The sequence below is a fragment of the Salinimicrobium tongyeongense genome (genome assembly GCF_026109735.1).
In the GTDB taxonomy this organism is placed as follows: domain Bacteria; phylum Bacteroidota; class Bacteroidia; order Flavobacteriales; family Flavobacteriaceae; genus Salinimicrobium; species Salinimicrobium tongyeongense.
Genome location: NZ_CP069620.1, coordinates 488833 through 515197, shown reverse-complemented (window position 1 = coordinate 515197; position 26365 = coordinate 488833). Strand labels below are relative to the sequence as shown.

The 26365-nt window shown below is 44.2% G+C and carries 18 protein-coding genes; 7 read left to right on the top strand and 11 right to left on the bottom strand.

Features of this window, described 5'->3' with window-relative positions; genetic code table 11:
* Window positions 1-5 precede the first annotated feature (5 nt).
* The 5 genes from JRG66_RS02235 to JRG66_RS02215 form a co-directional block, all read right to left on the bottom strand.
* Window positions 6-1211: an MFS transporter gene (locus JRG66_RS02235; protein WP_265164121.1), complete on the bottom strand. Its 1206-nt coding sequence runs from the start codon at window positions 1209-1211 to the stop codon at window positions 6-8.
* A 43-nt stretch (window positions 1212-1254) separates the two neighbouring features.
* Window positions 1255-1503, bottom strand: a complete 249-nt coding sequence (locus JRG66_RS02230; protein WP_265164120.1) for a YgaP family membrane protein — start codon at window positions 1501-1503, stop codon at window positions 1255-1257.
* A 224-nt stretch (window positions 1504-1727) separates the two neighbouring features.
* The gene (locus JRG66_RS02225; RefSeq protein WP_265164119.1) at window positions 1728-3197 is read right to left on the bottom strand and encodes an SDR family oxidoreductase; all 1470 of its coding nucleotides are present in this window, start codon (window positions 3195-3197) and stop codon (window positions 1728-1730) included.
* 395 nt (window positions 3198-3592) lie between these two features.
* The gene (locus JRG66_RS02220) at window positions 3593-3970 is read right to left on the bottom strand and encodes a methylglyoxal synthase (RefSeq protein WP_265164118.1); all 378 of its coding nucleotides are present in this window, start codon (window positions 3968-3970) and stop codon (window positions 3593-3595) included.
* An 8-nt stretch (window positions 3971-3978) separates the two neighbouring features.
* The gene (locus JRG66_RS02215) at window positions 3979-4368 is read right to left on the bottom strand and encodes a DUF2255 family protein (RefSeq protein ID WP_265164117.1); all 390 of its coding nucleotides are present in this window, start codon (window positions 4366-4368) and stop codon (window positions 3979-3981) included.
* A 141-nt stretch (window positions 4369-4509) separates the two neighbouring features.
* On the opposite strand from JRG66_RS02215, the gene JRG66_RS02210 reads away from it, so the two are divergent.
* Entirely contained in the window at window positions 4510-5274 is a 765-nt protein-coding gene (locus tag JRG66_RS02210) for a sterol desaturase family protein (RefSeq protein ID WP_265164116.1), read from the top strand.
* On the opposite strand, the gene JRG66_RS02205 is transcribed toward JRG66_RS02210, so the two are convergent.
* Together JRG66_RS02205 and JRG66_RS02200 are read right to left on the bottom strand one after the other, a co-directional pair.
* On the bottom strand, window positions 5275-5799 hold the full coding sequence (locus JRG66_RS02205) for a hypothetical protein (protein WP_265164114.1): 525 nt from the start codon (window positions 5797-5799) through the stop codon (window positions 5275-5277).
* Between the two features lie 216 nt (window positions 5800-6015).
* Window positions 6016-7884, bottom strand: a complete 1869-nt coding sequence (locus JRG66_RS02200) for a DUF389 domain-containing protein (RefSeq protein ID WP_265164113.1) — start codon at window positions 7882-7884, stop codon at window positions 6016-6018.
* 159 nt (window positions 7885-8043) lie between these two features.
* Between JRG66_RS02200 and pyrR the strand changes: the two genes are divergently transcribed.
* The 5 genes from pyrR (at window position 8044) to JRG66_RS02175 (ending at window position 11460) form a co-directional block, all read left to right on the top strand.
* On the top strand, window positions 8044-8586 hold the full coding sequence (pyrR, locus tag JRG66_RS02195; protein ID WP_265164112.1) for a bifunctional pyr operon transcriptional regulator/uracil phosphoribosyltransferase PyrR: 543 nt from the start codon (window positions 8044-8046) through the stop codon (window positions 8584-8586).
* A gap of 2 nt (window positions 8587-8588) precedes the next feature.
* Entirely contained in the window at window positions 8589-9521 is a 933-nt protein-coding gene (locus JRG66_RS02190; protein WP_265164111.1) for an aspartate carbamoyltransferase catalytic subunit, read from the top strand.
* Window positions 9518-9850 (top strand): ribonuclease Z, encoded by a 333-nt coding sequence (locus JRG66_RS02185; protein WP_265164110.1) that lies wholly within the window; start codon window positions 9518-9520, stop codon window positions 9848-9850. Before JRG66_RS02190 ends, JRG66_RS02185 begins: the two co-directional genes overlap by 4 nt.
* 27 nt (window positions 9851-9877) lie before the next feature.
* On the top strand, window positions 9878-10786 hold the full coding sequence (locus tag JRG66_RS02180; protein ID WP_265164109.1) for a ribonuclease Z: 909 nt from the start codon (window positions 9878-9880) through the stop codon (window positions 10784-10786).
* A gap of 173 nt (window positions 10787-10959) precedes the next feature.
* Entirely contained in the window at window positions 10960-11460 is a 501-nt protein-coding gene (locus JRG66_RS02175) for a CAP domain-containing protein (protein ID WP_265164108.1), read from the top strand.
* 412 nt (window positions 11461-11872) lie between these two features.
* Here the strand turns inward: JRG66_RS02175 and JRG66_RS02170 are convergent, their stop codons facing one another.
* The 4 genes from JRG66_RS02170 to JRG66_RS02155 all read right to left on the bottom strand — a co-directional run bounded on the left by JRG66_RS02170 (window position 11873) and on the right by JRG66_RS02155 (window position 25218).
* Window positions 11873-13681 carry an OmpA family protein gene (locus JRG66_RS02170; protein ID WP_265164107.1) on the bottom strand — a complete coding sequence of 603 codons (1809 nt, stop codon included), beginning with the start codon at window positions 13679-13681 and terminating at the stop codon, window positions 11873-11875.
* An 85-nt stretch (window positions 13682-13766) separates the two neighbouring features.
* Window positions 13767-14672 (bottom strand): PorP/SprF family type IX secretion system membrane protein, encoded by a 906-nt coding sequence (locus JRG66_RS02165; protein WP_265164106.1) that lies wholly within the window; start codon window positions 14670-14672, stop codon window positions 13767-13769.
* A 9-nt stretch (window positions 14673-14681) separates the two neighbouring features.
* On the bottom strand, window positions 14682-24683 hold the full coding sequence (locus JRG66_RS02160; protein ID WP_265164105.1) for an HYR domain-containing protein: 10002 nt from the start codon (window positions 24681-24683) through the stop codon (window positions 14682-14684).
* A 28-nt stretch (window positions 24684-24711) separates the two neighbouring features.
* Window positions 24712-25218: a hypothetical protein gene (locus JRG66_RS02155; RefSeq protein ID WP_265164104.1), complete on the bottom strand. Its 507-nt coding sequence runs from the start codon at window positions 25216-25218 to the stop codon at window positions 24712-24714.
* Between the two features lie 501 nt (window positions 25219-25719).
* On the opposite strand from JRG66_RS02155, the gene pdxH reads away from it, so the two are divergent.
* Window positions 25720-26364 (top strand): pyridoxamine 5'-phosphate oxidase, encoded by a 645-nt coding sequence (gene pdxH / locus JRG66_RS02150; protein ID WP_265164103.1) that lies wholly within the window; start codon window positions 25720-25722, stop codon window positions 26362-26364.
* Window position 26365: the final 1 nt, after the last annotated feature.

The window sequence follows — 26365 nt, the reverse complement described above, 5'->3', positions numbered from 1 at the left end:
TAAATTTAAACTTTTTCAGTTGAAAAACGGGAGACCAGTCTGCTTTTTCTGAAAAGGGCCAGCATACCTAAGACAGGCCCGGCAACCAGGAACAACAGCGGATATGCCGGTGGCAGTACCTCAAACAGGAAGCTGGTCAATTGAATGCTCAAAATACTAAGGGCGAAACCTATGCAATTAACCTGCGTTAATGCGGTACCACGTGCTTCGGAAGGTGCATTTTCTGCGATTAGCGTTGAAAAAAGAGGAGAATCGGCAACCACCAGCATTCCCCAAAACAGCAGGAAGAGCACGAGAATTGTGCTCGAGGGCTGAAGAAATACAAAGGGTGAAAGGAGACAGCAGGTCCCAGAAAGAAACAAGGCAGCTGTGGCAGTGAATTTTGTGCCACGGCTTTGGGAAATGAACCCGCCCGCCACACAAGCCAGTCCGCCCGAGCCAATGATGAGAAAAGAAAGCAACGGAATATTGAAACCTACCGGCGGCTGAAGTATTTCGTAGGCCCCAAGTACCACCGGAACAAAAGCCCAAAACGCATAGAGTTCCCACATGTGCCCGAAATAGCCAAAAGCTGCTGCCCTGAATTTCTGGATTTTAAAAACCTGGAAAATGACCGAAAAGTTCCTGTTTAGCATAGGCTTGCGGTACGGCCCGTCTTTTACGAGCAGTAAAATGAGGAAGCCTCCCAAAACCGCCAGGATTGACGTGGTAAATATTACATTTTTCCAATGTAGGTTTTGTGCGCCGCCCGTTGCATTCAGCAAATGTGGAAATGCCGTTCCCAGAACCAAAGCTCCCACCAGGAAGCCCAGTGACCTGCCCAGCCCATCCTTAAAATAATCGGAAGCGAGCTTCATTCCCACGGGATAAATCCCGGCGAGGGAAAAGCCCGTGAGAAACCTGAATAGCATCAAGCTCGCGCTGCTGTTGTTGTCCCAAAGTATTCCGAGGTTGATGAAAGCGCCAAAAATGGCAGAATAGAAGAACACTTTTGAGGGAGAAAACCTGTCGGCAATTCCCATAAATGCAAAGCCAAGGCAGCCTGTTATAAAACCGAATTGTACTGCCGAGGTGAGGTGACCCAGTGCGGCGGGCTGTAGCTCAAAGCTAAACATAAGCTCATTCATCACCCCGTTGCCTGCAAACCAGAGGGAGGTGCAGCAAAATTGCGCAAATACAACAACGGGTAAAATGAGCCGCGTCTTAGCCATTCAGAAATTAACAGCTAAGAAACAAAAAGTCCGGGAAATGTGTTTAAACCAGAGCTTCTTTGATCTTTTTGATCGGACTTTTTTTCTTTTCCCGGGTATCAACCCCTAAGAATTCATTTACGGGGCAAACCCTGGTGATAGCACTTTCGGCAATCAAAGTTCCGGTAACTATGGCTGCGAGGCCGGCTAGTTTTCCTTTGTTCCCGCCAAGTGCAAAGTACCCTATCCCCATTAGGGCAGGGCCGGCAATACTGCGAATAAGCTGATCTTTTTTACCTACATTTTCTTTCATAGTGCTTTTGTTCTGATTTTTCATTAAGGTACCGCAAAACAGCTGGTTTTCCAATTTTTAAAACCGGAAAATTCAGGAGGAACCAGGGTTGTAAAAACTTTGGAAGAAATCTAAAACTGGATAAAAAAGAAAATACTTAACTGAAAATGGCATTTTCCGAAGTAAATTTTCCAAAAATGCCATTTCGGGAAAAGATTTTAGTTCTCAATGTTGATTTGTTCAGGTTAACCTGATTTTTGTTGTAGCCCCGGTTCTTTAAATTTTACGAGATTTTTGGCCATGCCTTCAAACACAAAGAAGTGGAAAGGCATAACGCTGTACCAGTAGAGCCTGCCTGCGAGTCCGTTAGGCCTGAAGGTGGCGGTTTGATGTAGAAAATGTTCGCCGTTTCTCTCTATGATCTTAAACTCGAGCCAGGCTTCACCGGGAAGTTTCATTTCGGCATAAAGCAGTAAACGCCGGTTCTTTTCATCGGCTGCCAAAACCCTCCAGAAGTCGAGCGTATCACCGGTATTAATGTGATGTTGATCTGTGCGCCCGCGCCTAAGGCCCACGCCGCCCACCATTTTATCCATAAAACCTCTTATTTTCCACAGCCTGCTGCCGTAATACCAGCCCCTCTTGCCGCCAATAGCCCAGATGTTGTTCAAAACACGCTCGTGGCTGCCAGAGATTTTCTTCTCGCGATGATCTACAAAACAGCCATCGGTGGGCACATTGATGTGTTCGAGTAAAGAATTATCGGCATAACTGGAGGCCAGGGAATCTTTCCAGCTTGAGATCACGCTGCTTTGTTCAATTTTTTGAAAAGCCAGGGAAACAGCCTCTTTATAGGGAATGGGGTGTATTCCCAGCATGTTTTCGAGTTCATTGTTCCTGGCAATGACCTCAACTTTCATACTGTCTACAAGGTTCACCGCAAGCTTGTAAGAAGTGGAGGTCACAAAATACAGCCAGTAGGAAGAAAGCCGCGGCGTCATTACGGGCACGGTAATGATCTTGCGCGTAAAACCCCGCACTGCCGCAAACTGCAACAGCATTTCTTTATAAGTGAGTACATCGGGCCCGCCAATATCAAAGGCTTTATTAAAAGTATCTTCCCGCAAAAGTACGCCCTCCAGGTACTCCAGTACGTTTCTGATGGCTATGGGCTGACTTTTAGTAGTGACCCATTTTGGCGTGATCATTACCGGAAGTTTTTCAACCAGATCGCGCATGATCTCGAATGATGCGCTGCCCGAGCCCACAATGATCCCGGCTTTTATCGCCGTGAGCGGAACGCTGCTGTTCGCCAGGATCTCTTCTACATTTTGCCGCGATGAGAGGTGTTTTGAAAGTTCCTTTTCATTGGTGATCCCGGTGAGGTAAATGAGCTGCCTGGCCGAAGTAGGCTCTATAAGCTTCAAGAAATTGCGGGCAGAAGCAGCTTCCATTTCGGCAAAATCCCCAGTGCCCGCACTCATGGAATGAATGAGGTAGTAAGCGGCATCAATATCTTTGACCCCTTCAGAAGGAGGCAGTTCTTTCAGGAAGTCTACCTCCAGTAAAGAAATATTGGGGTGAGTGAATTTTCCGTAGGCAGGAAACCGCTCCCTGTTCCTAACGCAGCAAACAACTTCATGGCCGCGGTCGAGCAGTATGGGGAGGAGGCGCTTGCCAATGTACCCTGTGGCACCGGTAAGGAGGATCTTCATAACTTCAGCTAATTTTCCTGAAGATATGAAAAGAAAAGCAAAGCAATAGAACCCTAGAAGAGCCACAGTTCTTTGAACCAGTTGCTTTCAGAAATAAAAAGCGCAGCCGGTAACCTGCCAAAAATGACATTTTTAGCATTGTTCTACGGGGAAAGAATCAGGGTAGCTTCGCCTGTCTGACAGCAGGCAGGCTGCAAGAACAAAGCGTCAAGGCTTTGTATGGCAAACCCGTTAACAGCGATCTTAAAATCTACTTTATAAATTGAGCTATTCAGAAACTGAAAACTAAGCCGCCACAGCTTTAAATGGGCTGTGTTATTTGTTTGTGGCTTTAGCTCCTGTTTAATTTATTTAATCGGACAACACTGATTTTTAATGCGGAATTTCTTACAGGTTTATTTTTCCTGATCTCTTTCATCCAGGATCAAAAGATCGGCCGATGCGCGGTTGAGGGCGATGGGGATGTTGTTGATCACCGCAGTTCTAATGAGCGTTTGGATGTCGTGCTCGTGGCCGTGAGGCGTTTCGGCATCAATAAAAAAGATGATCATTTGCACCTCCCCCTGCAGGATCTTTGCTGCCAAAAGTATATCGCCGCCGCTGGGGCCGTGGCCAAAACCTGACACCTTGATATCGAGCATTTCGCTCAGTAATTTTGAGGTGTTGGTGGTGCCTATGAGGTTGTACTTTAAAAGCGCGTCGCGATGTATTTTAGCCCAGTTAAGCAGGTCGGTCTTTCGGCTGTTGTGGGCAATGAGTGCAATGGTTTTCATGTTGTTGGTTATTTTTGGTCAATAAAAAATTCAATAGTGTAATTGGCGTATTCCGGTTGGGTGATACCTTCAGAATAAAAAATATTTTCGGGCTGGTTGTACTTTGTGCGGTAGGCGAGATCTATGTCTTTTTGCACCCGGGCATCTGCAGGGAGTTTTTTTGCCTTTAGGTTGATGATCCTGTCGCCGTACTTTAATTGTCCAGTTCCCGTTCGCATGAGTTCAGTGAACCAGCTTTTATCGCTCCTGTTCCAGCTTCGGGAGAAAAAACGGTCTGCTACCTCTACGATCCAGATGTTCAGAAAAGTTTTCCTCGTGCTGCCGGCTTTAATTCCCACCAGGGTATTTTCTCTGGTATAGGCGATGAATTCTGAAGGGAATCCTGTTGGTGTTGACATTTATAGCGCTTGACTCCTGTAAAATTAAAGAATTAAGCTTAAGCAAAGATGAAGTCCTGCTGAAAATATCCAAAAACTTAATGATTACTGCGGAAGCTTTTTTGACACATATTTAAGATTCTAATTAGTATTTTAGAGGCTATGACTGAACTACTTGAACCTGAAAGCCATACTCCAGGAATTCTCCTGATCTATACCGCAATCTTCTTTTTTGCAATCCTGTTCAGGTATTTTGTGGCAGCAGGGGTTTTCTACTATTACTACTACGTAAAGAATTTTAAGAAATACGATGAGCGGCGACTTAGTAAGCGGCTGGCCAACAGGAAACAACTGAAAAACGAGATTGTGTGGAGCATAAAATCTTCGGCGATTTTTGCGCTGGTAGGGGCAGCCACTTACTGGCTGTGGTTAAAAGGCCACACTGCCGTCTACCTGGAGCCGGGTTTGTATGGGTACTGGTACCTGCCGGTAAGTTTACTGGCCATTCTGCTCATTCATGAAACTTATTATTACTGGGTACACCGCTGGATGCACCACCCAAAGATCTTTCGCATAGTACATAAGGTGCATCACGATAGCCGCATCCCCACGCCCTGGACGGCTTTTTCATTTCACCCCTGGGAAAGCCTTATTGAAGCACTTATCCTGCCCCTTATCCTAATCTTTTTGCCCGTGAATGTTTACATTCTTGGGTTTTACCTGCTGGTGATGACGGTGAGCAGCGTGGTGAACCATCTAGACATTGAGATCTACCCGCTGTGGTTCCAAAAAAGCCGTTTTGGGAAGCTGTTTATTGGCGCCACCCATCACCACCACCACCATACAGAATTCATGACCAATTATGGCCTTTACTTTACCTTCTGGGATAAGTTAATGGCAACCGAAAGCCGCAAGATGAAATCCTGATCATTCCAGGCGTTTAAACACCATTTTTTCTGAAAACAGCTTCTTTCGCAGGAGCTGCCGAAATTCTTTATTGGTGGGTGCCAGTAAAAAATAGGCGAACTTGCCATCTTCGGTGGTAATTTCTTTTACCGGTGAAGATTTATGTACGTCAAAAATGAGTTGCTCAGATTCCGAAGTAATATTGGCGCAGTGGGTAACGATCTTGTTTTTGGAGGCCTTTAAAGGAAAGACACTCCAGGTATCCTGGTCGTGAAGGTTCAGAATGTATGTGCGGTTCACCTTTTTAAGCACGGTTTTCGGCGTGTTTAGATCTCCTGTAATACCGGTTTCAATGCCCCTGGCATAGCGAAATGACCCGGGTTCAATAAAGAGGGTATCTTCATTATTCGAGACATAAGTGCCACACATTTTATCGGGGAATTCTGCAAGTGAAGGCGCAGCAAACGGTTGTGGATCTTCAAATTTTACGGCTGTACAGGATGGTAAAAATAAAGCCATGATCGGGAGGAGGATCAGCTTTTTCATTGGGAGGAATTTAAAAAAATAAAACTGTTATAAATTTACTGATTTAACAAACGTTCCTCCCTATAAATCGCAAATATTTCACGCCCTTTTTTTTATCTCAATACCCGGTATTTCCTGCTCTCAAAAAGCTTTGCCGCCCAGCAGGAAAAGCTTTTTGTTCTCATATCACACTCAGGTTCCAGAAATGGCATTTTTGAGGGGTATTTATTCTGAAAGTTAGAATTCTATGGCCGAAACCACCTCCAACCTTACCGGCTGATCTATTTTCTTTTCTATTTCTTCTTTGACTTCCTGGATTCTTTTTGGGGCAATATTATCGGGGCCCACCAGGCGCAGTGAAACCACCATGGGCGACCCAAAGCGGATGCGCACGTCTCTCAACACCACATTCTGAATTGTAGCCCCTTCAAGGGTACGGGTGATATTGGCCTCCTGCATAATGCGGTCAAAAGAAAGGCTAAGGGGCACGGCCACCAGGATCACAATAACGAGCGTATAAACCAGTCCCATTTTTGCCCTTTTAAAGGGGGCAAAGCCCAGGAACAAAAAGGTAAGGCCTCCAAATAGAATAATTCCCGCAAGGTTGGTGGCATACAGTAAGATCGCCCCCGAAAATACCTGCCAGTCCCACCAGCCTATGCCTATTCCGGCAACGGCAAGTGGCGGCACCAAAGCCACAGCGATGGCCACTCCCGCGAGGCTTTTTGCAATGCCTTCATTGGCGTGGGCGTAAGCAGCGGCAATGCCCGATGATACTGCAATCCCCATATCGAGCAGGGTGGGGGAGAGCCTGGCTTCTATTTCGGGCGTGAGCACCCTTAGCGGAATAATAAGGCTTACCCCGGCAGCAAAGGCCAGCGAAACCAGTGTCCCGGCGGTAATGGTAACAAAGCTTTCCTTTAACATGGGAACATCATAGCGCACCATGCCCATGGAAAAAGAAACTATAGGCGCAATTACCGGCGCCAGGATCATCGCACCAATGATCACGGGCGAAGAATTTCCGAAGAGGCCGAAGGTGGCAATGAGGGTAGATAAGATCATCATGACCATAAAAGAGGTGCTTATGGTAGAGCTGTTACGAAGCACCTTGAAGAGGTCCTGAAACTGCTCGGTGCTGGCGCGGGGCAGTACCGGCAGGCTCCTTTTTACAAGTTCCTTTCGGGTTTCGCCGGTGGGCAGGCCTTCAATTTTCAGGCTTTTTTTTCCGTTTTCCTTTTCTGTTTTTCCGCTGAAAATACTCTTCTGCTTAAGGATAAGCCTTTGTTTTTGAACCTCAATCCTGAGTTCTTCAGCCTGTTTTTTCTCGCCGTCAATGGTGTACTCCACAGGTTCTTTCCCGGAGACCTGCAGGTTGGAGGTTTTTATTTTTCCGATGAAAGAGGGCAGCCTGTTCAATGTCGTTTTACTGGGAATAAGGCTTCTAAGGAAGAACCAGAGCAGCACCATAAGGTTTTGGGGCGCCAGTACAAATGCCTGAAAAGCCCCGTCGTCTATTGAGCTTTCTTCCAGCAGTCGTTTAGAAACAAGCGAGCTCGAAGCGTGTTCTACCACAATAATCCCCAGGGCAGAGGTGTGAATGATCTTTTCGCCGTCTGTACTTAACTGGTAGGCATGGTGCGACAGGGAAGAAGCTTTGCGAATATTTTTAATGATGTTTACTACCTCCTGAAAAAAGTTCTTTTTGCCATGCCTTTGGGAAAGCAAAAAGATGTCGCCAATATTGATGGAGCTAAAAACAGGTACTTCGTTACAAAACAAAAGGTCAATTTTATATGGGCGTTCACACTCGGTATATTCGGTGATCACTTCTTCAATATTTTCTGAAACTCCCAGGCCTTTAGAGGTGAATTTATTTTCGGGATGGGGTAAAATGGAAATGGGCCATTTGTTTCTGGCAGCCATGGGAACGACTTCTCTCAATGCTGAATCGGGTAAAAAAAGGAGAAGACAGGAATCCGCTGAAATATCGAATTCTTTATCTAAAGGGAAAGACACCTGTTCATACTCAATGTTCTTCAACATTGGGAGGATGTTTTCCTCTACAGCTGCTTTTTCCTGGGATTCGTATAAGAGGTAGAGCATGAAATTTTTACTGCAAGATAATCTTTAATTTGCCTATTCCTGAAGAAGGAAATTATAAAAAACTCTTTATTTATGGCAGGAGCGCAAATTTTATTTGATCCTGCCCCGTGCAGTTCTCACAAAAAAAATCTTACTTTTGTTACGTTAACTTCTGTTATTATGAGCCAAAAAGTGTTGCTTGCTTCAAAAGAAATGAACATCATTTTACACCGTTTGGCCTGCCAGTTGATTGAAAATCACAATACATTTGAAGACTCGGTGATCATTGGGATTCAGCCCAGGGGAGTTTTTCTGGCAAACCGCATCCATAAGATCCTTCGGGAAGAATACGGTATTTCTACGATAAAAATGGGGCAGCTGGATATCACCTTTTACCGGGATGACTTCCGCAGAAGCGATAAACCTCTTGAAGCGAACAAAACACATATAGATTTTGTAGTAGAAGATAAGCGGGTGATCTTTATTGATGACGTGCTTTATACCGGCAGGAGCATTAGGGCGGCACTCACTGCAGTGCAGTCTTTTGGGAGGCCTCGCGAAATTGAACTTCTCACGCTCATAGACCGCAGGTTTAGCAGGCATTTGCCCATTCAGCCCGACTATAACGGCCGGCAGGTAGATGCCATAAATGAGGAAAAAGTTAAAGTGAACTGGAAAGAGAATGAAGGGGAAGATGCCGTATACCTTATAAGTAAAGTATAAACATGAACGAATTAAGTGTTAAGCATTTACTGGGGATAAAATACCTGAATAAACAAGATATTGACCTCATTTTTCAAACTGCCGATCATTTTAAAGAAGTGATCAACAGGCCCATTAAGAAAGTACCTTCCCTAAGAGACATTACCATTGCCAATTTGTTTTTTGAGAACAGCACCCGAACCCGGCTTTCTTTTGAACTGGCCGAAAAAAGACTGAGTGCCGATGTGGTTAATTTTTCGGCGGCCTCTTCTTCAGTAAAAAAAGGGGAAACTTTAATAGACACGGTGAACAACATTCTGTCTATGAAAGTAGATATGGTAGTAATGCGCCATCCAAACCCCGGGGCCGGGATCTTTCTTTCCAAACATGTTGATGCAAGTATCATTAACGCCGGAGACGGTGCGCATGAGCATCCCACCCAGGCCCTGCTCGACAGTTATTCAATTCGTGAGAAACTGGGCACCGTTGAGGGGAAGAAGGTAGTGATCGTGGGCGATATTCTGCACAGCAGGGTGGCATTGTCAAATATTCTGGCATTGAAGTTACAGGGCGCACAGGTAAAAGTTTGCGGGCCCTACACCTTACTTCCAAAGTATATAAGTTCTCTTGGTGTTGAGGTAGAACCCAACCTTCGCAAGGCATTAGAGTGGTGCGATGTGGCCAATATGCTGCGGGTACAAAATGAAAGGATGGATATAAGTTACTTCCCCAGTACCCGGGAATATGTACAGCTCTTTGGGCTCAACAAAGAACTGCTGGATTCTTTAGGTAAGAAGATCGTGATCATGCACCCCGGCCCTATAAACAGGGGAGTGGAGATCACCAGTGACGTGGCAGATTCCGATCAGGCTATAATTCTCGATCAGGTGCAAAACGGGGTGGCTATAAGAATGGCAGTGATCTATTTACTGGCATCAAAAATCAAACAGGTATGAGAATAATTGAAAAGGAAGCTTATAAGATATTTGAGGACGAAAAAGATGACGTAACCCTATTTGCCGCATTTTTGGAGAGCATTCACCCCAAATTCAAAGATGATAATGTGGTGATAGATATCCTGAAGTACGGGAACCTGAGCCTTGATGAGCTGCTAAGGTTCCTGGAGCTTTCAAACAGACACAGGCAGGGGAAAAAGTCTTTCGTTATTGCAAACGATACGATCAACATAGACCAGGTGCCCGAAGAGCTGCTGGTGGTACCAACCCTTGTTGAAGCCGAAGATATAATACAAATGGAAGAAATTGAAAGAGACCTGGGATTCTAGGTCTTTTTAATTTAAAGACCCCGGGTCATGAAACTAACCGTGCTGGGCTGCTATGCGGCCACTCCAAGAACCTTCACAAAGCCTACTTCGCAGGTGCTGGAGATCAATAATGAGATCTTTCTTATAGATTGTGGGGAAGGGACCCAGGTAGAACTGCGCAGGCACAAGATCAAGTTCGGCAAGATTAAGCACGTCTTTATTTCCCACCTTCACGGCGATCATTTTTACGGGCTGGTAGGCCTTATCTCCACCTTCATGCTATTGAACAGGAAGACCGAACTTCACATTTACGGCCCTAAAGGAATCAAGGAAATTGTGCTGCTGCAGCTTAATTTTTCCAATTCCTGGACAGGTTACCCGCTTTACTTTCACGAACTAAGCGCTACAGAACCCCAGGTGATCCTCAACACCCGAAAGGTTTCTGTAGAGACCATTCCTTTAAAGCACCGTATTTACGCTAACGGATATTTATTCAGGGAAAAACCCAAACCCAGAAAGTTGTTGATGGAAGAGGTTGAGAAGTATGATATTGATGTGGCATATTATAAAGGGATCAAAAAAGGGAAAGATGCGGTTCTTGAAGACGGCAGGGTGATCCCAAACCTTGAGCTTACCGAAGATCCCGAACCTCCCGAAAGTTATGCCTTTTGCAGCGACACCTCCTATAATCCCGGGATGGCATCACAGTTGGAAAATGTCACTGTTTTGTACCACGAGTCTACTTTTCTCGAAGAACACGCTTATCTGGCCGCTCCCACAGGCCATTCTACTGCCCGCGAAGCCGCTGCCATAGCCAGGGCTGCCAGGGTTTCCCAGCTTGTTTTAGGACATTATTCCACCCGCTATGAATCTATAGGCACCTTTAAAAAGGAAGCTGAAGAGGTTTTTGCAAACGTACACCTGGCCGATGACGGTAAAATTCTGAATTTTTCCTAGTAGTATTTCATCGACTTAATATGTCGTTTATCCTTATAGGTTTAGAGCTATTTTTGTAGGTCTACAGCCTTTGGTATGTTAAAATTTACTTAATTTGTGTAGTTCATCGATTAAATCGCTTGTTAATCGGAAATTATTCTTAATTTTCCTATCCCAAATTTATCGATGTCCTTATGAAGAATTTAACCTACTTTGTGTGGTTAATGGCTGTTTGTACGATTTATCTTACTTCTTGTTCGAAAGAAAGTGTAGATGAAGTTGACTCTGCCAACCTTTCAGCCAAACTCGCTCCTGTTAATTATTCCTCTATTGAACTTGATGTGCTCGAACTGGTCAACGCTTATCGCCAGCAACAGGGCTTAAACAGTCTGCTTTACCTTGATGAAGGGTCTATTGAAGCGGCAGGTCACAACCAGCACATGATCAAAGACAATGAGGTGTGCCATCATTTCTTCGGAAGCAGGTACCAGTCGCTCGTGAAATCGGTTAACGCTAAAGCAGTAAGTGAAAATGTGGGATTTGGTTATAGTACTGCCGAAGCTGTAGTGAAGGCGTGGATTAAAAGTGACGGGCATCGCGAAAACCTCGAAGGAGATCACACTCATTTTGGCATCTCTGTAAAAGAAGGAAATGACGGGAAATATTATTTTACCAATATTTTTGTAAGAAAGTAAAATTCCAAAGTTTCATATCATAATTAATTTAAGGTTAGTAAAAGAGCCTGTCTAAAAATTTAGACAGGCTCTTTTGTTTTCTTTCGGGTTTATCAAATTTCCTCTCTCATTTGTATTCTGCCTTTTTCTTTGCAAGCTATACTGAATGAGAAGGTAAAACCTTTATAAAATATCAGTATTGTTCCATTAAATAAAATAAACAGGAGCTAAGGCCAGGAATTTACCAGTAGTTGAGCTCAATTAAAAGTATAGTAGGATGGTTTTTAGCTTTTGAAGCCTGCCTGGTCAGCTTTAAATTTCAGATTCAGGTTAGACATAAAAAAAAGCTGCCTGAAAAGCTCTTTTTTGTCAGCCTTTTAGGATGACATTTTAGAACTTTCAGGACAGCTTTTATAACCGGTTGGTTAGTTTGTTATTCCATTTTCACCACTTTAAAAATGGATCTTCGATTCAACTGGTGTTGAACTTCATTACAATTATTACAGTCTATTTCCGGTTGCTCTTCGCCATATCCTTTATAGGTAACAATCCTTTCAGGATCAATTCCGTTTTCAACCAGATAATCGTAAGTTGACTGGGCCCTTCTTTCGGCGAGGCGACGATTGTACTCAATAGAACCTCTTCTGTCTGTATGGGAACCAATTTCTATCACCAATTCAGGATAATCGTTCTTCATTAAATTAACCAGCTTGTCGAGTTCGGCGGCAGCATCCGGGCGAATATTGTGCTTGTCAAAATCAAAGTAGATCTTATTGATTTCGGCGAGATATTCTACATCATTAACCGGTGACAGTTCGATATCATATACAAGTTCCGTTTGATCATCTGTGTCAAAAGAATTTACAGTGCCCGATTTTTGTACGTATTTGATATGCTTTGCTTCAATTGAATACCTCATATCCCTGCGGATTTGCGTTTCATAATATCCCAGGCTGTCGGTCTCCAAAAAGGCGATCTGCTGCCTGTTTTCATCCATTAATCGCACCGTTGCATTGGCAATAGGTTTTCCATTGATGGAATCGGTCACGGTTCCTTTTAACATTAGCGGAGCAAAAATCTTCAGCCTGTAAATATCGTCACCTCCCTTGCCGCCTGGCCTGTTTGAAGCTACAAATCCTTCAGAAATATCTTCGGAAGAAACCGTAAAAGAAAAATCATCGAGGTTGCTGTTGATAGGTTCTCCTAAATTGTAAATTTTTTCCTGCTTTTCGGGATCTACAACAAACACGTCGAGTAAGCCAAAGCCTTTATGCCCATCTGAAGAAAAATAAAGTCGGCCATCTTCAGCAGCGAAAGGAAAAACTTCATTTCCCGGAGTGTTGATCTTCTCCCCAAGGTTTTCCGGGCTTCCAAAAATGCCATTTTTGACACTTACTTTATAAAGATCCGATCCTCCAAATCCACCCGGGGCTTCCGAAGCAAAATAAAGGGTTTCTCCGTCTTTGGAAAGGGCAGGATGCCCCACCGAATAGTTGTCGTTATTAAACGGAAGCTCTTCAATATTGGTCCAAATGCCGTCTACCAAAGAAGCTTTATAGATCTTGAGGTGATTTACCCCGTCTTCATCCTTCTTTCCATCGCGTTTTAGGTAATTATTGCGGGTGAAGTACATGGTCTTGCCGTCTTTCGAGATCACCAGCGGCCCTTCATGCCGAATGGTATTCACATCTCCGGAAAGCGGCTCCAAAATGCCATTTTTGGAAGGTATGGAGTAAATATCGAGGAAAGGCTCGCCGTTCCAGTCGTAGATCTTCGGGTTTTTAGCGCCTTTTGCCCTGGCCGATGTGAAATAAATCGTCTCATTGCTCTTATAAGCGCCAAAATCACTGAATTCAGAATTAAAATCGGCATTTTCAAGCCTGAAAGTCTCTAATCCGGGATAAGTCGTAATGCTTTCTTCGTTAAGAAGGTCTTCTACAAAATTCTCATTTTTCCCCTCTTCCAGGTACTTTTTAAGCCACTGCCTGGATTCGTCATAACGCCGAACCCCGCGTAAAGCCTGGGCGTATTTGTAATAATATTCGGGAGAGACACCGGCTTGCTCAACGACTTTAGCGTAAAGTGGCGCGGCATTTTCGGGATCCCGTAACTGAAAATAACTATCGGCCAGCTGCCTTTGGTTATGTTCAACATTGTAATCTTTCTCCAACAGGTCTTTGTAAACATCTATGGCTTTGGTGTAGGCGAAATTCTCGTACAACCTGTCCGCCTTTTTTTGCATGCCCGATTGAGCTGACAGGTACAGGGACTGGCAGATCAAAAGGAGTAGTAAACAGTAATTTTTTCTCATCATCCTGGTAGTTTAATTAAAAGAACCTTGGGGATTTATACTTGGTGTTTTGTCTTCGGAATTCATATATCAACAGGATCTCGTGTGTTCCCGAAGTATACGGCTGCAGGTCTGAAATTGAATATTCGTAAGCATACCCTACCCTGAAAGAAGGCAGGATTTGAAAATCTACAAATCCGCCCACGGCATCATCGATCCGGTAATTTGCTCCTAAATACACCTTTTCGTCATAAATGAACGTACTCGAAATATCTACAGAAAGTGGTGCTCCTTTTGTCGCTTTTAATAATGTACTGGGGCGCAGTTTCCAGGTGTTGCTAAGGTCAAACACGTAACCCCCGGTTAGGTAATAATGCACCTGTTCAAGGGCCACATACTCGCTGTGCTCATTATTGTCGTTGTTGATGAGTTTGGGGGCAGAAAGCCCTACATACCAATCCTGGGAAGAGAGGAACAACCCGGCACCAAAATTAGGAGTCCATCGGTTAAAGACATCGTCATTAAAAAATGGATCATCCACATCTTGCAGCAGGTCTTCGTCAAGATTGTAATAGCTCATCCCTGCTTTAAGTCCAAAAGATAAAGTAGTGAGGGTATTTACATTTATCGTGTAAGAGAAATCTCCATACGCATAAGTGTAATTCTCATAACCTGCTTTATCGTTAATGACAGAAAGCCCAAGCCCGATTTGCTCATTCCGAAGCGGGGAGTGAATAGACAGCGTTTGGGTTTGCGGCGCTCCAGCAAGCCCTGACCACTGACTCCTGTGCAGCCCTACTACCGAAACCGCATCGCGGTTACCCGCATAAGCCGGGTTTATCGAAATGGTGTTGTACATATACTGCGTAAACTGTGGCAGCTGCTGCGCATTGGCACACATACCAATAAGTAGAAGAATTATGACGGGGTAGAATTTTTTCATGTTCATCGGTTATTTGGTTCCTAAGTAGATGTATCCCTGTATAGGTTCAAGTCCACTTTGTTTTATCTCAACAATGTAATAGTAAGTACCTGCCGGTAGTTGATCTCCGCTTATAGAACTGCTTGAACTTCCATCCCAGCCATTGGTGTAATTATTAGATTGATACACTTCATTCCCCCAGCGGTTAAAGATTTGAACAGCATAAGTGAAGCCACAGTCAATTCCCTCACCAACCACAAAATTGTCGTTGATTTGATCTCCGTTTGGAGTAACCGTTTTGGAAATGCTGTTTCGCACATCTTCTATTTCACAGGGAAGAACAATACAGTCATCGTTAATATTTACCTGAACAGTAGTGGTTGAAGTACAGCCACCTTCAGTGATCACATAATCAAAAGTGTATAATCCCACCTGAAGTAAGCCCGGATCTATTGCCCCGTTTTGAAGCGCGCCTGTTTGTTGGCTGTCTACCCAGGTTCCGTTCTCGTTGTATTCTCCTTCTAAAAGATCAGAGAGTTCAAAAATGACATCTTCGGTACAAAGGTCTGCAGTAGTGGTTTCGATCTCGGTTGCAGCATTAACATTGATTGTTTGTGTAAACACCGCCTCATTTCCTGCACAGTCAGATGCGAACCAGGTTCTGGTAATTACAGAGCTGCCGTTTTCTCCGTCGGTCGTACTCTCCTCAAATTCTACCGTAACCTCAGGAGAACAATTGTCGGTAAAAGTCAGTTCTGGTGTTGCTGGAATTTCCTCACAGCTAATGTTGATCACTTCCTGAAGTTCGCTCGCCAATGTTGGTGCCGAATTATCTTCTACGGAAATGATCTGCGTATGGGAAATAGCATTTCCGTTATTATCAGTCGCAGTCCAGGTTCTGGTTAAAATATATTCTGAAGTACAGTCTGAAGCGACCATTTCTTCGGAAAATTCCACGTTCACCCCACAGGCATCGGTCGCAGTTAAAGTAGCTGCTGCCGGAACTTCGTTACACTCTACCGTTACGTCTGAAGGTAAAGCTGAAGCCCATGCCGGCGCCTCATTATCAGTTACAGTTACATCAAAGCTACAGGTAGCAGTGTTGCCCGAAGCATCTTCCACCTGGAAAGTCACCGTGGTAGTTCCCACAGGGAAAGTTTCCCCTGAAACCGGACCTGCAATCTGGGTCACAGTCACAGCACCTGAATTGTCAAAACCTTCAGGAGTTGAGAATTCCACCACAGCACCACAGATTCCTGCGTCAACATTAACGTTGATTGGAGCAGGGCATTCAAGGGTTGGATCTTCATCATCAGTAATGGTCACATCAAAGCTACAGCTAGCAGTGTTTCCGGCAGCATCGGTCACTACAAATGTGTTGGTAGTAGATCCCAATGGGAATTCAGAACCTGAAGCCAATCCGGCGGTTTGTTCAACAGTGTAAGAACAATTATCAGAAGCTACAGGCGCATCGTAAGTCACGACGGTAGTAGTGGAGCCTGAAGCTACAGTGTCAAAAATGTCATTTACACAGGTGATTTCAGGAGCGATATTGTCCACTACAGTTACAGTGAAAGTGGTAGTCACTTCATTTCCTGCAGCATCGGTTGCAGTGTAAGTCACGGTAGTTTCTCCCAGCGGGAACTCAGAACCTGAAGCAAGACCTTCGGTTAAAGTTACTTCCACACCTTCGCAATTATCAGTTGCAGTCGGTAGTTCGTATTCTACAATTGCAGAACAAGAATCTACATCTACATTTTCAGTAATGTTTGATACTGAAGTTATTTCAGGATCTTCATTATCAGTTACAGTTACATCAAAACTACAGGTAGCAGTGTTGCCAGAAGCATCTTCTACCTGGAAGGTCACAGTGGTAGTGCCCACTGGGAAAGTTTCTCCTGATACCGGACCTGCAATCTGGGTCACCGTTACGTCACCAGAATTGTCAAAACCTTCAGGAGTTGAGAATTCCACCACCGCGCCGCAGATTCCTGCATCAACATTTACATTGATAGGAGCAGGGCATTCCAGGGTTGGATCCTCATCATCAGTAATAGTCACATCAAAGCTACAGGTCGCGGTGTTTCCGGCAGCATCGGTCACTACAAAAGTGTTGGTGGTAGTTCCCAATGGGAACTCAGAACCTGAAGCTAAACCTGCGGTTTGTTCCACAGTGTAAGAACAGTTATCAGAAGCAACCGGTGCGTCGTAAGTAACAACGGCAGTTGTGGAGCCTGAAGCTACAGTGTCAAAAATGTCATTTACACATACAATTTCCGGAGCGATGTTGTCCACTACAGTTACAGTGAAAGTGGTAGTCACTTCATTTCCTGCAGCATCGGTTGCAGTGTAAGTCACGGTAGTTTCACCAAGTGGGAATTCAGAACCTGAAGCAAAACCTTCGGTCAGTTCCACAGTTACTCCTTCACAATTATCGGTTGCAGTTGGTAGTTCGTATTCCACAGTGGCAGAACAAGAATCTACATCTACATTTTCAGTAATGTTTGATACTGAAGTAATTTCAGGAGCTTCATTATCAGTTACAGTTAAATCAAAACTACAGGTAGCAGTATTTCCTGAAGCATCTTCCACCTGGAAAGTCACTGTAGTAATTCCCACAGGGAAAGTTTCCCCTGAAACCAGACCTGCAATCTGGATCACAGTCACCTCACCTGAGTTGTCAAAACCTTCCGGAGTTGAGAATTCAACCACGGCACCACAAATACCGGCATCAACATTTACATTGATAGGAGCAGGGCACTCAAGGGTCGGATCTTCATCATCAGTAATCACTACATCAAAGCTACAGGTAGCAGTGTTTCCGGCAGCATCGGTTATTACAAAAGTGTTGGTAGTAGTTCCTAATGGAAACTCAGAACCTGAAGCCAATCCGGCGGTTTGTTCCACAGTGAACTCACAGTTATCAGATGCCACCGGTGCGTCGTAAGTCACCACGGCAGTTGTTGAGCCAGAAGCTACAGCCTCAAAAATGTCATTTACACAAACAATTTCCGGAGCGATGTTGTCCACCACAGTCACAGTGAAAGTAGTGGTCACTTCATTTCCTGAAGCGTCGGTCGCAGTGTAGGTCACTGTAGTTTCTCCTAATGGAAATTCAGAACCTGAAGCTAAACCTTCAGTTAAAGTTACTTCCACTCCTTCGCAGTTATCAGTGGCAGTCGGTAGTTCGTATTCCACGGTTGCGGAACAGGAAGCTACATCAACATTTTCAGTAATGTTAGATACTGAAGTGATTTCAGGAGCTTCATTATCAGTTACAGTTACATCAAAGCTGCAGGTTGCAGTGTTGCCTGAAGCATCTTCCACCTGGAAAGTCACCGTGCTAGTTCCCACTGGGAAAACTGAACCAGAAACCGGACCTGCAATCTGGGTCACCGTTACGTCACCTGAGTTGTCAAAACCTTCCGGAGTGGTGAATTCCACCACCGCGCCACAGATTCCTGCATCAACATTTACATTGATAGGAGCAGGACACTCAAGGGTCGGATCTTCATCATCGGTGATCACTACATCAAAACTACAGGTAGCAGTGTTTCCTGCACCGTCGGTCACAACAAAAGTGTTGGTAGTGGTTCCAAGCGGGAACTCACTTCCTGAAGCTAATCCTGCTGTTTGTTCAACTGTAAACTCACAGTTATCGGAAGCAACCGGTGCGTCGTAAGTAATAACGGCAGTTGTGGAGCCTGAAGCTACAGTGTCAAAAATGTCATTTACACAAACAATTTCCGGAGCGATATTATCAACTACAGTCACAGTGAAAGTAGTGCTTACTTCATTTCCTGAAGCGTCAGTCGCAGTGTAGGTCACTGTAGTTTCACCTAGCGGGAATTCAGATCCTGAAGCTAAACCTTCAGTTAAAGTTACTTCCACACCTTCGCAATTATCAGTGGCAGTCGGTAGTTCGTATTCCACAGTTGCAGAACAGGAAGCTACATCTACATTTTCAGTAATGTTTGATACTGAAGTGATCGTTGGATCTTCATTGTCAGTTACAGTTACATCAAAGCTACAGGTAGCCGTGTTGCCCGAAGCGTCTTTCACCTGGAAAGTTACAGTCGTAGTGCCCACAGGGAAAACTTCTCCTGAAACCGGACCTGCAATCTGGGTCACGGTCACAGCACCAGAATTGTCAAAACCTTCAGGAGTTGAGAATTCCACCACAGCACCACAGATGCCAGCATCAACGTTAGCATTGATAGGAGCAGGGCATTCCAGGCTTGGGTCTTCATCATCGGTAATGGTCACATCAAAGCTACAGCTAGCAGTGTTTCCGGCAGTATCGGTCACTACAAAAGTGTTGGTGGTAGTTCCCAATGGGAATTCAGAACCTGAGGCCAAACCTGCTGTTTGTTCAACTGTGTAAGAACAATTATCAGAAGCCACTGGAGCTTCATAAGTCACCACGGCAGTGGTTCCGTTCTCTCCTACGGTGTCAAAAATGTCATTTACACAAACAATTTCAGGAGCGATATTATCAACCACAGTTACAGTGAAAGTAGTGCTTACTTCATTTCCTGAAGCATCGGTTGCAGTATAAGTAACTTCTGTAACTCCAAGAGGGAATTCAGAACCTGAAGCTAATCCTTCAGTTAAAGTAACAGTTACTCCTTCGCAATTATCAGTGGCAGTCGGTAGTTCGTATTCCACAATTGCAGAACAGGAAGCTACATCTACATTTTCAGTAATGTTGGCAATTGAGGTGATCGTTGGATCTTCATTGTCAGTTACAGTTACTTCCAAGCTGCAAGTAGCAGTATTTCCTGAAGCATCCTCGACCTGGAAGGTCACAGTGGTAGTGCCCACAGGGAAAGTTTCTCCTGAAACCGGACCTGCGATCTGGGTCACAATTACGTCACCTGAGTTGTCAAAACCTTCCGGAGTGGTGAATTCCACCACCGCGCCACAGATTCCTGCATCAACATTTACATTGATAGGAGCAGGACACTCAAGGGTCGGATCTTCATCATCGGTGATCACTACATCAAAACTACAGGTAGCAGTGTTTCCTGCACCGTCGGTCACAACAAAAGTGTTGGTAGTGGTTCCAAGCGGGAACTCACTTCCTGAAGCTAATCCTGCTGTTTGTTCAACTGTAAACTCACAGTTATCGGAAGCAACCGGTGCGTCGTAAGTAATAACGGCAGTTGTGGAGCCTGAAGCTACAGTGTCAAAAATGTCATTTACACAAACAATTTCCGGAGCGATATTATCAACTACAGTCACAGTGAAAGTAGTGCTTACTTCATTTCCTGAAGCGTCAGTCGCAGTGTAGGTCACTGTAGTTTCACCTAGCGGGAATTCAGATCCTGAAGCTAAACCTTCAGTTAAAGTTACTTCCACACCTTCGCAATTATCAGTGGCAGTCGGTAGTTCGTATTCCACAGTTGCAGAACAGGAAGCTACATCTACATTTTCAGTAATGTTTGATACTGAAGTGATCGTTGGATCTTCATTGTCAGTTACAGTTACATCAAAGCTACAGGTAGCAGTATTTCCTGAAGCATCTTCCACCTCGAAAGTCACAGTAGTAGTTCCCACAGGGAAAACTTCTCCTGAAACCGGACCTGCAATCTGGGTCACGGTCACAGCACCAGAATTGTCAGAACCTTCAGGAGTTGCAAATTCTACAACCGCACCACAGATGCCAGCATCAACGTTAACATTGATAGGAGCAGGGCATTCAAGTGTCGGATCCTCATCATCGGTGATGGTCACATCAAAGCTACAGCTAGCAGTATTTCCTGCAGCATCGGTCACAACAAAAGTGTTGGTAGTAGTTCCCAGTGGGAATTCAGAACCTGAAGCCAATCCGGCGGTTTGTTCAACTGTGTAAGAACAATTATCAGAAGCAACAGGAGCGTCATAAGTCACCACGGCAGTTGTTGATCCAGAAGCTACAGTGTCAAAAATGTCGTCTGTACAAGTGATTTCCGGAGCGATGTTGTCAACCACAGTTACGGTGAAAGTAGTGCTTACTTCATTTCCTGAAGCGTCGGTCGCAGTGTAAGTGACGGTAGTTTCTCCTAGCGGGAATTCACTTCCTGAAGCTAAACCTTCAGTTAAAGTAACTTCCACACCTTCACAATTATCAGTAGCAGTTGGTAGTTCGTATTCCACAGTTGCAGAACAGGAAGCTACATCTACATTTTCAGTAATGTTTGATACTGAAGTGATTTCAGGAGCTTCGTTATCAGTTACAGTTACCTCAAAACTGCAGGTTGCAGTGTTGCCTGAAGCATCTTCCACCTGGAAGGTCACCGTGGTAGTTCCCACAGGGAAAGTTTCCCCTGAAACCAGACCTGCAATCTGGGTCACAGTCACGTCTCCAGAATTGTCAAAACCTTCCGGGGTTGCAAATTCAACCACAGCGCCACAGATTCCTGCATCAACATTTACATTGATAGGAGCAGGACACTCAAGGGTCGGATCTTCATCATCGGTGATCACTACATCAAAACTACAGCTGGCAGTATTTCCGGCAGCATCGGTCACTACAAAAGTGTTGGTGGTAGTCCCAAGCGGGAATTCAGAACCTGAAGCTAAACCTGCTGTTTGTTCCACAGTGTAAGAGCAATTATCAGAAGCTACAGGAGCATCGTAAGTCACCACGGCAGTTGTTCCACCGGCAACTACAGTCTCAAAAATGTCATTTGTGCAGGTGATTTCCGGAGCGATATTGTCGATTACAGTCACAGTGAAAGTGGTAGTCACTTTATTTCCTGCAGCATCGATTGCAGTGTAAATAACTTCAGTAACTCCAAGAGGGAATTCAGAACCTGAAGCTAAACCTTCGGTCAGTGCTACAGTTACACCCTCACAATTATCGGTTGCAGTCGGTAGTTCGTATCCTACAGTGGCGGAACAGGAAGCTACATCCACATTCTGAGTGATGTTGGCCACTGAAGTAATTTCAGGAGCTTCATTGTCAGTTACAGTTACATCAAAACTACAGGTAGCAGTGTTGCCAGAAGCATCTTCCACCTGGAAAGTCACAGTAGTAATTCCAACAGGGAAAACAGAACCAGAAACCGGACCAGCAATCTGGGTCACAGTCACGTCACCTGAATTGTCAAAACCTTCCGGGGTTGAGAATTCCACAACAGCGCCACAAATTCCTGCATCAACATTTACATTAATAGGAGCAGGGCATTCCAGGGTTGGGTCCTCATCATCGGTGATGGTCACATCAAAGCTACAGGTAGCAGTGTTTCCTGCAGCATCTGTCACAACAAAAGTGTTGGTAGTAGTTCCCAGCGGGAATTCAGCACCAGAAGCTAATCCTTCGGTTTGTTCAACAGTGAATTCACAGTTATCAGAAGCCACCGGTGCGTCGTAAGTAACAACGGCAGTTGTTGAACCTGAAGCTACAGTGTCAAAAATGTCATTTGTACAGGTGATTTCCGGAGCGATTGTGTCCTTAATAATTACTTTTTGAACCACAGTGTTTTTATTCCCGCTATTGTCTGTGAAAGTCCAGGTTATGCTATATGTTCCCTGTTCAGTGTAAGAAACAGGATCTGTTGTGGTTGCAGTAAGTTCCCCGTCGCAATTATCGGTAGTCACGGGAGCTTCAACATCGGCAGCGCATTGAGCAGTAACATCCTGTAGGCTTATGGCTTCAGGCGCAGTCGTGTCTTTGACCTTAATGACCTGTTGTACATCAACGCTTCCACATTCAGAAGTTATTCTGAAGGTCCTTGTAATAACAGCGGGTACACTGCTTTCGAGATTGTCCAAATATTCAACTTTTTGGATATCTTTTTCCGAAGTAATTGTTCCGCCAAGGTTTTCAAAAACATTCTGAGTTATTGCAGTCAGCTGAGTAGAATATCCCGGAATTGTGGAGCTGTCAAATTCAGTCCCACAGCCTTCAATCTCTATATTGGAGGGTGGCGTGGCTTCAGGTTTTCCTGTTATACTTACTGTAATGGTCGCTTTATTTGGGCTGATACAGTTTAAAGATTCCCCTTCGGCCACATAATAAATAAACTCACCGGCTTCAGCAGTTGAAGGAGTGATAGTATTTAAAGGTTCGCCATCTTCCGAAGTATAGTAGAAAAGGCTATAGTTCGATTTACTCGGCGTGGCAGTGAGTGCCGCCGCCTGCTCGTTAATGCAGTAGGAAACATTTTCGACTACGGGAACTGAAGTGATTTCGTCAATTGTAATACTGAATGGAATGTAACAGGTATTTGAACCTTTTAAAATGGCATAATACTGTGTGGTTCCAGCAGTAGCAGGGAAATTTCCTGTAATTTGAGTAGAGCCTGAAGTCACAGGATAACTATCGTAAAACCTGCTGCCCTGGGGAAAATACGACTGAATGTCACTCACCGAAAATCCGCTTTGTGTATCGCAGGTTGAGAAACTCAGTTCATCGGGGGTCGCCTGACAGTTATTCTGGATGAAATTTGATGCATCAATGTCGATAAGCAACGGACTGGTAATGGGTTGCATCTCACAGCTGCCGTTGTTCTGATATCCCTGAATAAGACCTTTATCGGTAAACGTTGCACCCGTAATGGCCCCTTTTCCACTTAAAGTACCTGTAAAAGGAATCTGGAATTGATGCCCGCAGCTGGAGTTTTTCAGAATGGCACAATCTTCAGTAACCTTAAAATTTAGGTTCAGATTTCCAAGAATGTTACTTCTGTCGGCTGGAAGAGAAAGGGTACCAATATCCCATATTATAGAACCATTTGCCCCAAGTGATGGGTCATAGGTTACATTGTTGGGAGACGGAACCTGCCCGTTAAAATGGGTTTCATTACCAACATATTCCAGGTTGAAAGGCACCGGGATGGTAATTTTTGCATTTTCAATTTCTTCGGAACCCCTGTTGTAAAGGTCTATGTTATAAGTAATTTCTTCCCCAGGTACTGCAGTTGTCTGGCCAATAGAGGTAACAGCTTCAAAATCGGGCGTGTAAGCGTCTACAGACATCGCCATGTTGAGGATGATATAAGTATCCTGAGTAGAACCATAACGGAAGGTGGTAGAAGTCTGGTTGTTGCCAATTACCTGGTTATTATGGTTGTCGATATTAAACATGCTAATGTCAACACCGGTATTGTTCAGGCGGTTTGGATTTCTGGCACCGCTGGTTTGTATGGAAGAATTAAAGAAGTTATCGGTAGAATTCAACCCGTGGCTTAGTGCCTGCCATGAATTTCCATTTCGCTTTTTTATGCTGAAGTAATCCCCGCTAATTCCCCTGTCGCCTTCCCCGGCCATCATTCCAAGCTTCATGTTAATATCCCCGGCCTGGGCAGTATTAAAGCCTGATACAGGAATCTCATACTGGCGGGTAGCATTACCCTGCACGTAAGCATAGCCGTTAAAAACAGTAACGTCCCGCAAATTCATTTGCTGGTTCTCATAGATCACGATCATTCCCCAACCGCCATAATAGCCGGTAGAACCACCGTTACCTTCAGAAACAGCCATATCGGCCACCCAGTATTCCCCGGTACCTCCTGCTTTAACAATGTCGGTTACTTCGGCATAAGCGGCATACATGTTATTGTCTCCCGGTACATTATAAGAAATGGCCTGTATGTCTTGATAAGAAGTCCCCGGCCCCCTGAATTTTACTTTACTCTTTTTGTAGTTTGCTACATTATCACCGGTTCTTCCGGTCCAGTACAGTCCTGCAAAAAGTACGTTTGAACATTCGGGACTGGCGCCATTTTCGTTAGAAAATGTAAGAGTGGCACTAGATGAATTGGAAGTATTTTCAACCTCATCGGCATCTACTTCTACCATGTAGTTGTTACTATTCATCCTCTCATTAGAGTAATCCCACAACGTCATGTTGGTATTACCTATCATGGTAAAATCCCCCTTGATGTTGTAGATCTTCCTGTTGGGAGAGTCTTCCGAAGTTGTCTGAATAAAAGGCTGTCTTACCTGGGCACTCATTTGAAGTACTGAACCAAATAAAACAAGGAACAGGGTAAAAAGGTTCCCCGGATTTATTGCAGAAAATTGTTTTGCGTAGTTTTGTTTCATAATGCCAAGTTTTGGTGCCAGCGTCGTCTTATTCGGGAGTTGAGATTATATACAGGACCTTCAGGTTCCCAATGTTGGAGAACATGTTTTCAATCCTTGTTGTACTACATTCAAAAGTGCATTCCACAAAAACATACTCAAGGTTTTCAAAACCCTGCAGCCTGCTTAAGTCAAAAGGTGCATTGAAATCTGCTTCATTCTCTATCTTGAGTTTGAGCAGCTTTACGTTGTTAAATCCGGGATTGGCAGTAGCAAGCCTGTTAAAGTTGCCAGCACTTAATTCCGCTTTCACGGGAGCTTCATCCCCTAAAGTTTTGTAGCCCGAACTCCCAATAAATATGGTAGGGTTAAGGTCGTAGATCAATGCTGAAAGCTCTTCGACCTCATTTTTATTAATCTGGCCTGCATAGGTAGCAGGTGAGCTTACAAGTTCCTCAAAATCTATTGCCTTATTTTGACTGTAGGCACTAAAGGATGCCGAAAGAAAAAGAAGGCTTAGTGCGATAATTTTGCTGAAGGTGATATTCCTGATCATAGTAAGGGTGTATTATAATTGAACCGAAAAATGGGAGCCACGGGTTTGAAAAAATGGAGTGGCGAATACTCCTGAAGGTGCCAAGTGAAGTCTGTAGGTTTTTGAGGTTATAAATAAATTCTGAAAACAGACTTTTTGGGGGTGAAAATCTAATTTCTCGATGTAAATGTATTTTCTAAATTCTGTTAAAAAAAGAATTTGCGAATCTTTTAGATGTAGTGTGAGTTTTTACGGACAAAATACACAACAACAGTAAATTATAAGAGATGTTGAAGGCGAATCTTGCTGAGATTAAGACTGCATTATCTTCAATGTAAATGTGAAATAAGTCAGAAAAGTAATATTAAAAACTTCTTATCATTTTTGTGGTTCAGCCCTTAATTTTATTGAGGGAGAAGCACAATTTATCCATCAATTTCAGCTCAAAAATTCTTACAAAATTTGACATTTTTGAGACTCCGCTTCTGGTGTTGTGAACCCTATATTTTGTAAATTGGCAATATGAAAAATAAACTTCACGATTACCGAAAACTCTATCAGAAACACGAGTTGCTGGAAGAGGAAATTCCCAATGATCCATTTGAGTTATTCCATATCTGGATTAGGGAAATTGAAACCAATAAAGAAGTTGACGAAGTCAATACCATGAACCTTTCTACCGTGGGCCTTGATGGTTTTCCCATGTCACGGGTGGTGCTCCTCAAAGAGTACGATGATGAAGGTTTTGTGTTCTACACCAATTATGAATCTGAAAAAGGCAGGTCTATAGCAAAGAACCCAAAAGTCTGCCTTTCCTTTTTCTGGCCAAGGTCTGAGCGGCAGGTGATGGTAAAAGGGCTGGCGCAAAAGACTTCAGAAGAAGAATCTACAGCTTATTTTCAATCCAGGCCGCGTGGCAGCCAGTTAGGTGCCTGGGCTTCTCGGCAAAGTGCCGTGATCCCTTCACGCGAATACCTTCAGAAGAAACTTGAGCTGCTTGAGCAGGAGTTTGATGGGAAAGATATTCCAAAACCTGTATATTGGGGAGGTTATAAAGTTATACCTTCCGAATTTGAATTCTGGCAGGGCAGGCCAAACCGCTTACATGACCGTATCTATTACAGTAAAGAGGGGGAAGCCTGGAAAATGGATAGATTAGCACCATAAA

Coding starts and splice junctions, on each gene's coding strand:
- JRG66_RS02200 (WP_265164113.1), bottom strand. CDS start 7,884: ATGCTCTACCTCTTATACGAATCCCAGGAAAAAGCAGCTGTAGAGGAA.
- pdxH (WP_265164103.1), top strand. CDS start 25,720: ATGAAAAATAAACTTCACGATTACCGAAAACTCTATCAGAAACACGAG.
- JRG66_RS02155 (WP_265164104.1), bottom strand. CDS start 25,218: ATGATCAGGAATATCACCTTCAGCAAAATTATCGCACTAAGCCTTCTT.
- JRG66_RS02170 (WP_265164107.1), bottom strand. CDS start 13,681: ATGCAAAAAAAGGCGGACAGGTTGTACGAGAATTTCGCCTACACCAAA.
- JRG66_RS02225 (WP_265164119.1), bottom strand. CDS start 3,197: ATGAAGATCCTCCTTACCGGTGCCACAGGGTACATTGGCAAGCGCCTC.
- JRG66_RS02160 (WP_265164105.1), bottom strand. CDS start 24,683: ATGAAACAAAACTACGCAAAACAATTTTCTGCAATAAATCCGGGGAAC.
- JRG66_RS02220 (WP_265164118.1), bottom strand. CDS start 3,970: ATGAAAACCATTGCACTCATTGCCCACAACAGCCGAAAGACCGACCTG.
- JRG66_RS02235 (WP_265164121.1), bottom strand. CDS start 1,211: ATGGCTAAGACGCGGCTCATTTTACCCGTTGTTGTATTTGCGCAATTT.
- JRG66_RS02185 (WP_265164110.1), top strand. CDS start 9,518: ATGAGAATAATTGAAAAGGAAGCTTATAAGATATTTGAGGACGAAAAA.
- JRG66_RS02165 (WP_265164106.1), bottom strand. CDS start 14,672: ATGAAAAAATTCTACCCCGTCATAATTCTTCTACTTATTGGTATGTGT.
- JRG66_RS02210 (WP_265164116.1), top strand. CDS start 4,510: ATGACTGAACTACTTGAACCTGAAAGCCATACTCCAGGAATTCTCCTG.
- JRG66_RS02230 (WP_265164120.1), bottom strand. CDS start 1,503: ATGAAAGAAAATGTAGGTAAAAAAGATCAGCTTATTCGCAGTATTGCC.
- JRG66_RS02205 (WP_265164114.1), bottom strand. CDS start 5,799: ATGAAAAAGCTGATCCTCCTCCCGATCATGGCTTTATTTTTACCATCC.
- JRG66_RS02190 (WP_265164111.1), top strand. CDS start 8,589: ATGAACGAATTAAGTGTTAAGCATTTACTGGGGATAAAATACCTGAAT.
- JRG66_RS02180 (WP_265164109.1), top strand. CDS start 9,878: ATGAAACTAACCGTGCTGGGCTGCTATGCGGCCACTCCAAGAACCTTC.
- JRG66_RS02175 (WP_265164108.1), top strand. CDS start 10,960: ATGAAGAATTTAACCTACTTTGTGTGGTTAATGGCTGTTTGTACGATT.
- pyrR (WP_265164112.1), top strand. CDS start 8,044: ATGAGCCAAAAAGTGTTGCTTGCTTCAAAAGAAATGAACATCATTTTA.
- JRG66_RS02215 (WP_265164117.1), bottom strand. CDS start 4,368: ATGTCAACACCAACAGGATTCCCTTCAGAATTCATCGCCTATACCAGA.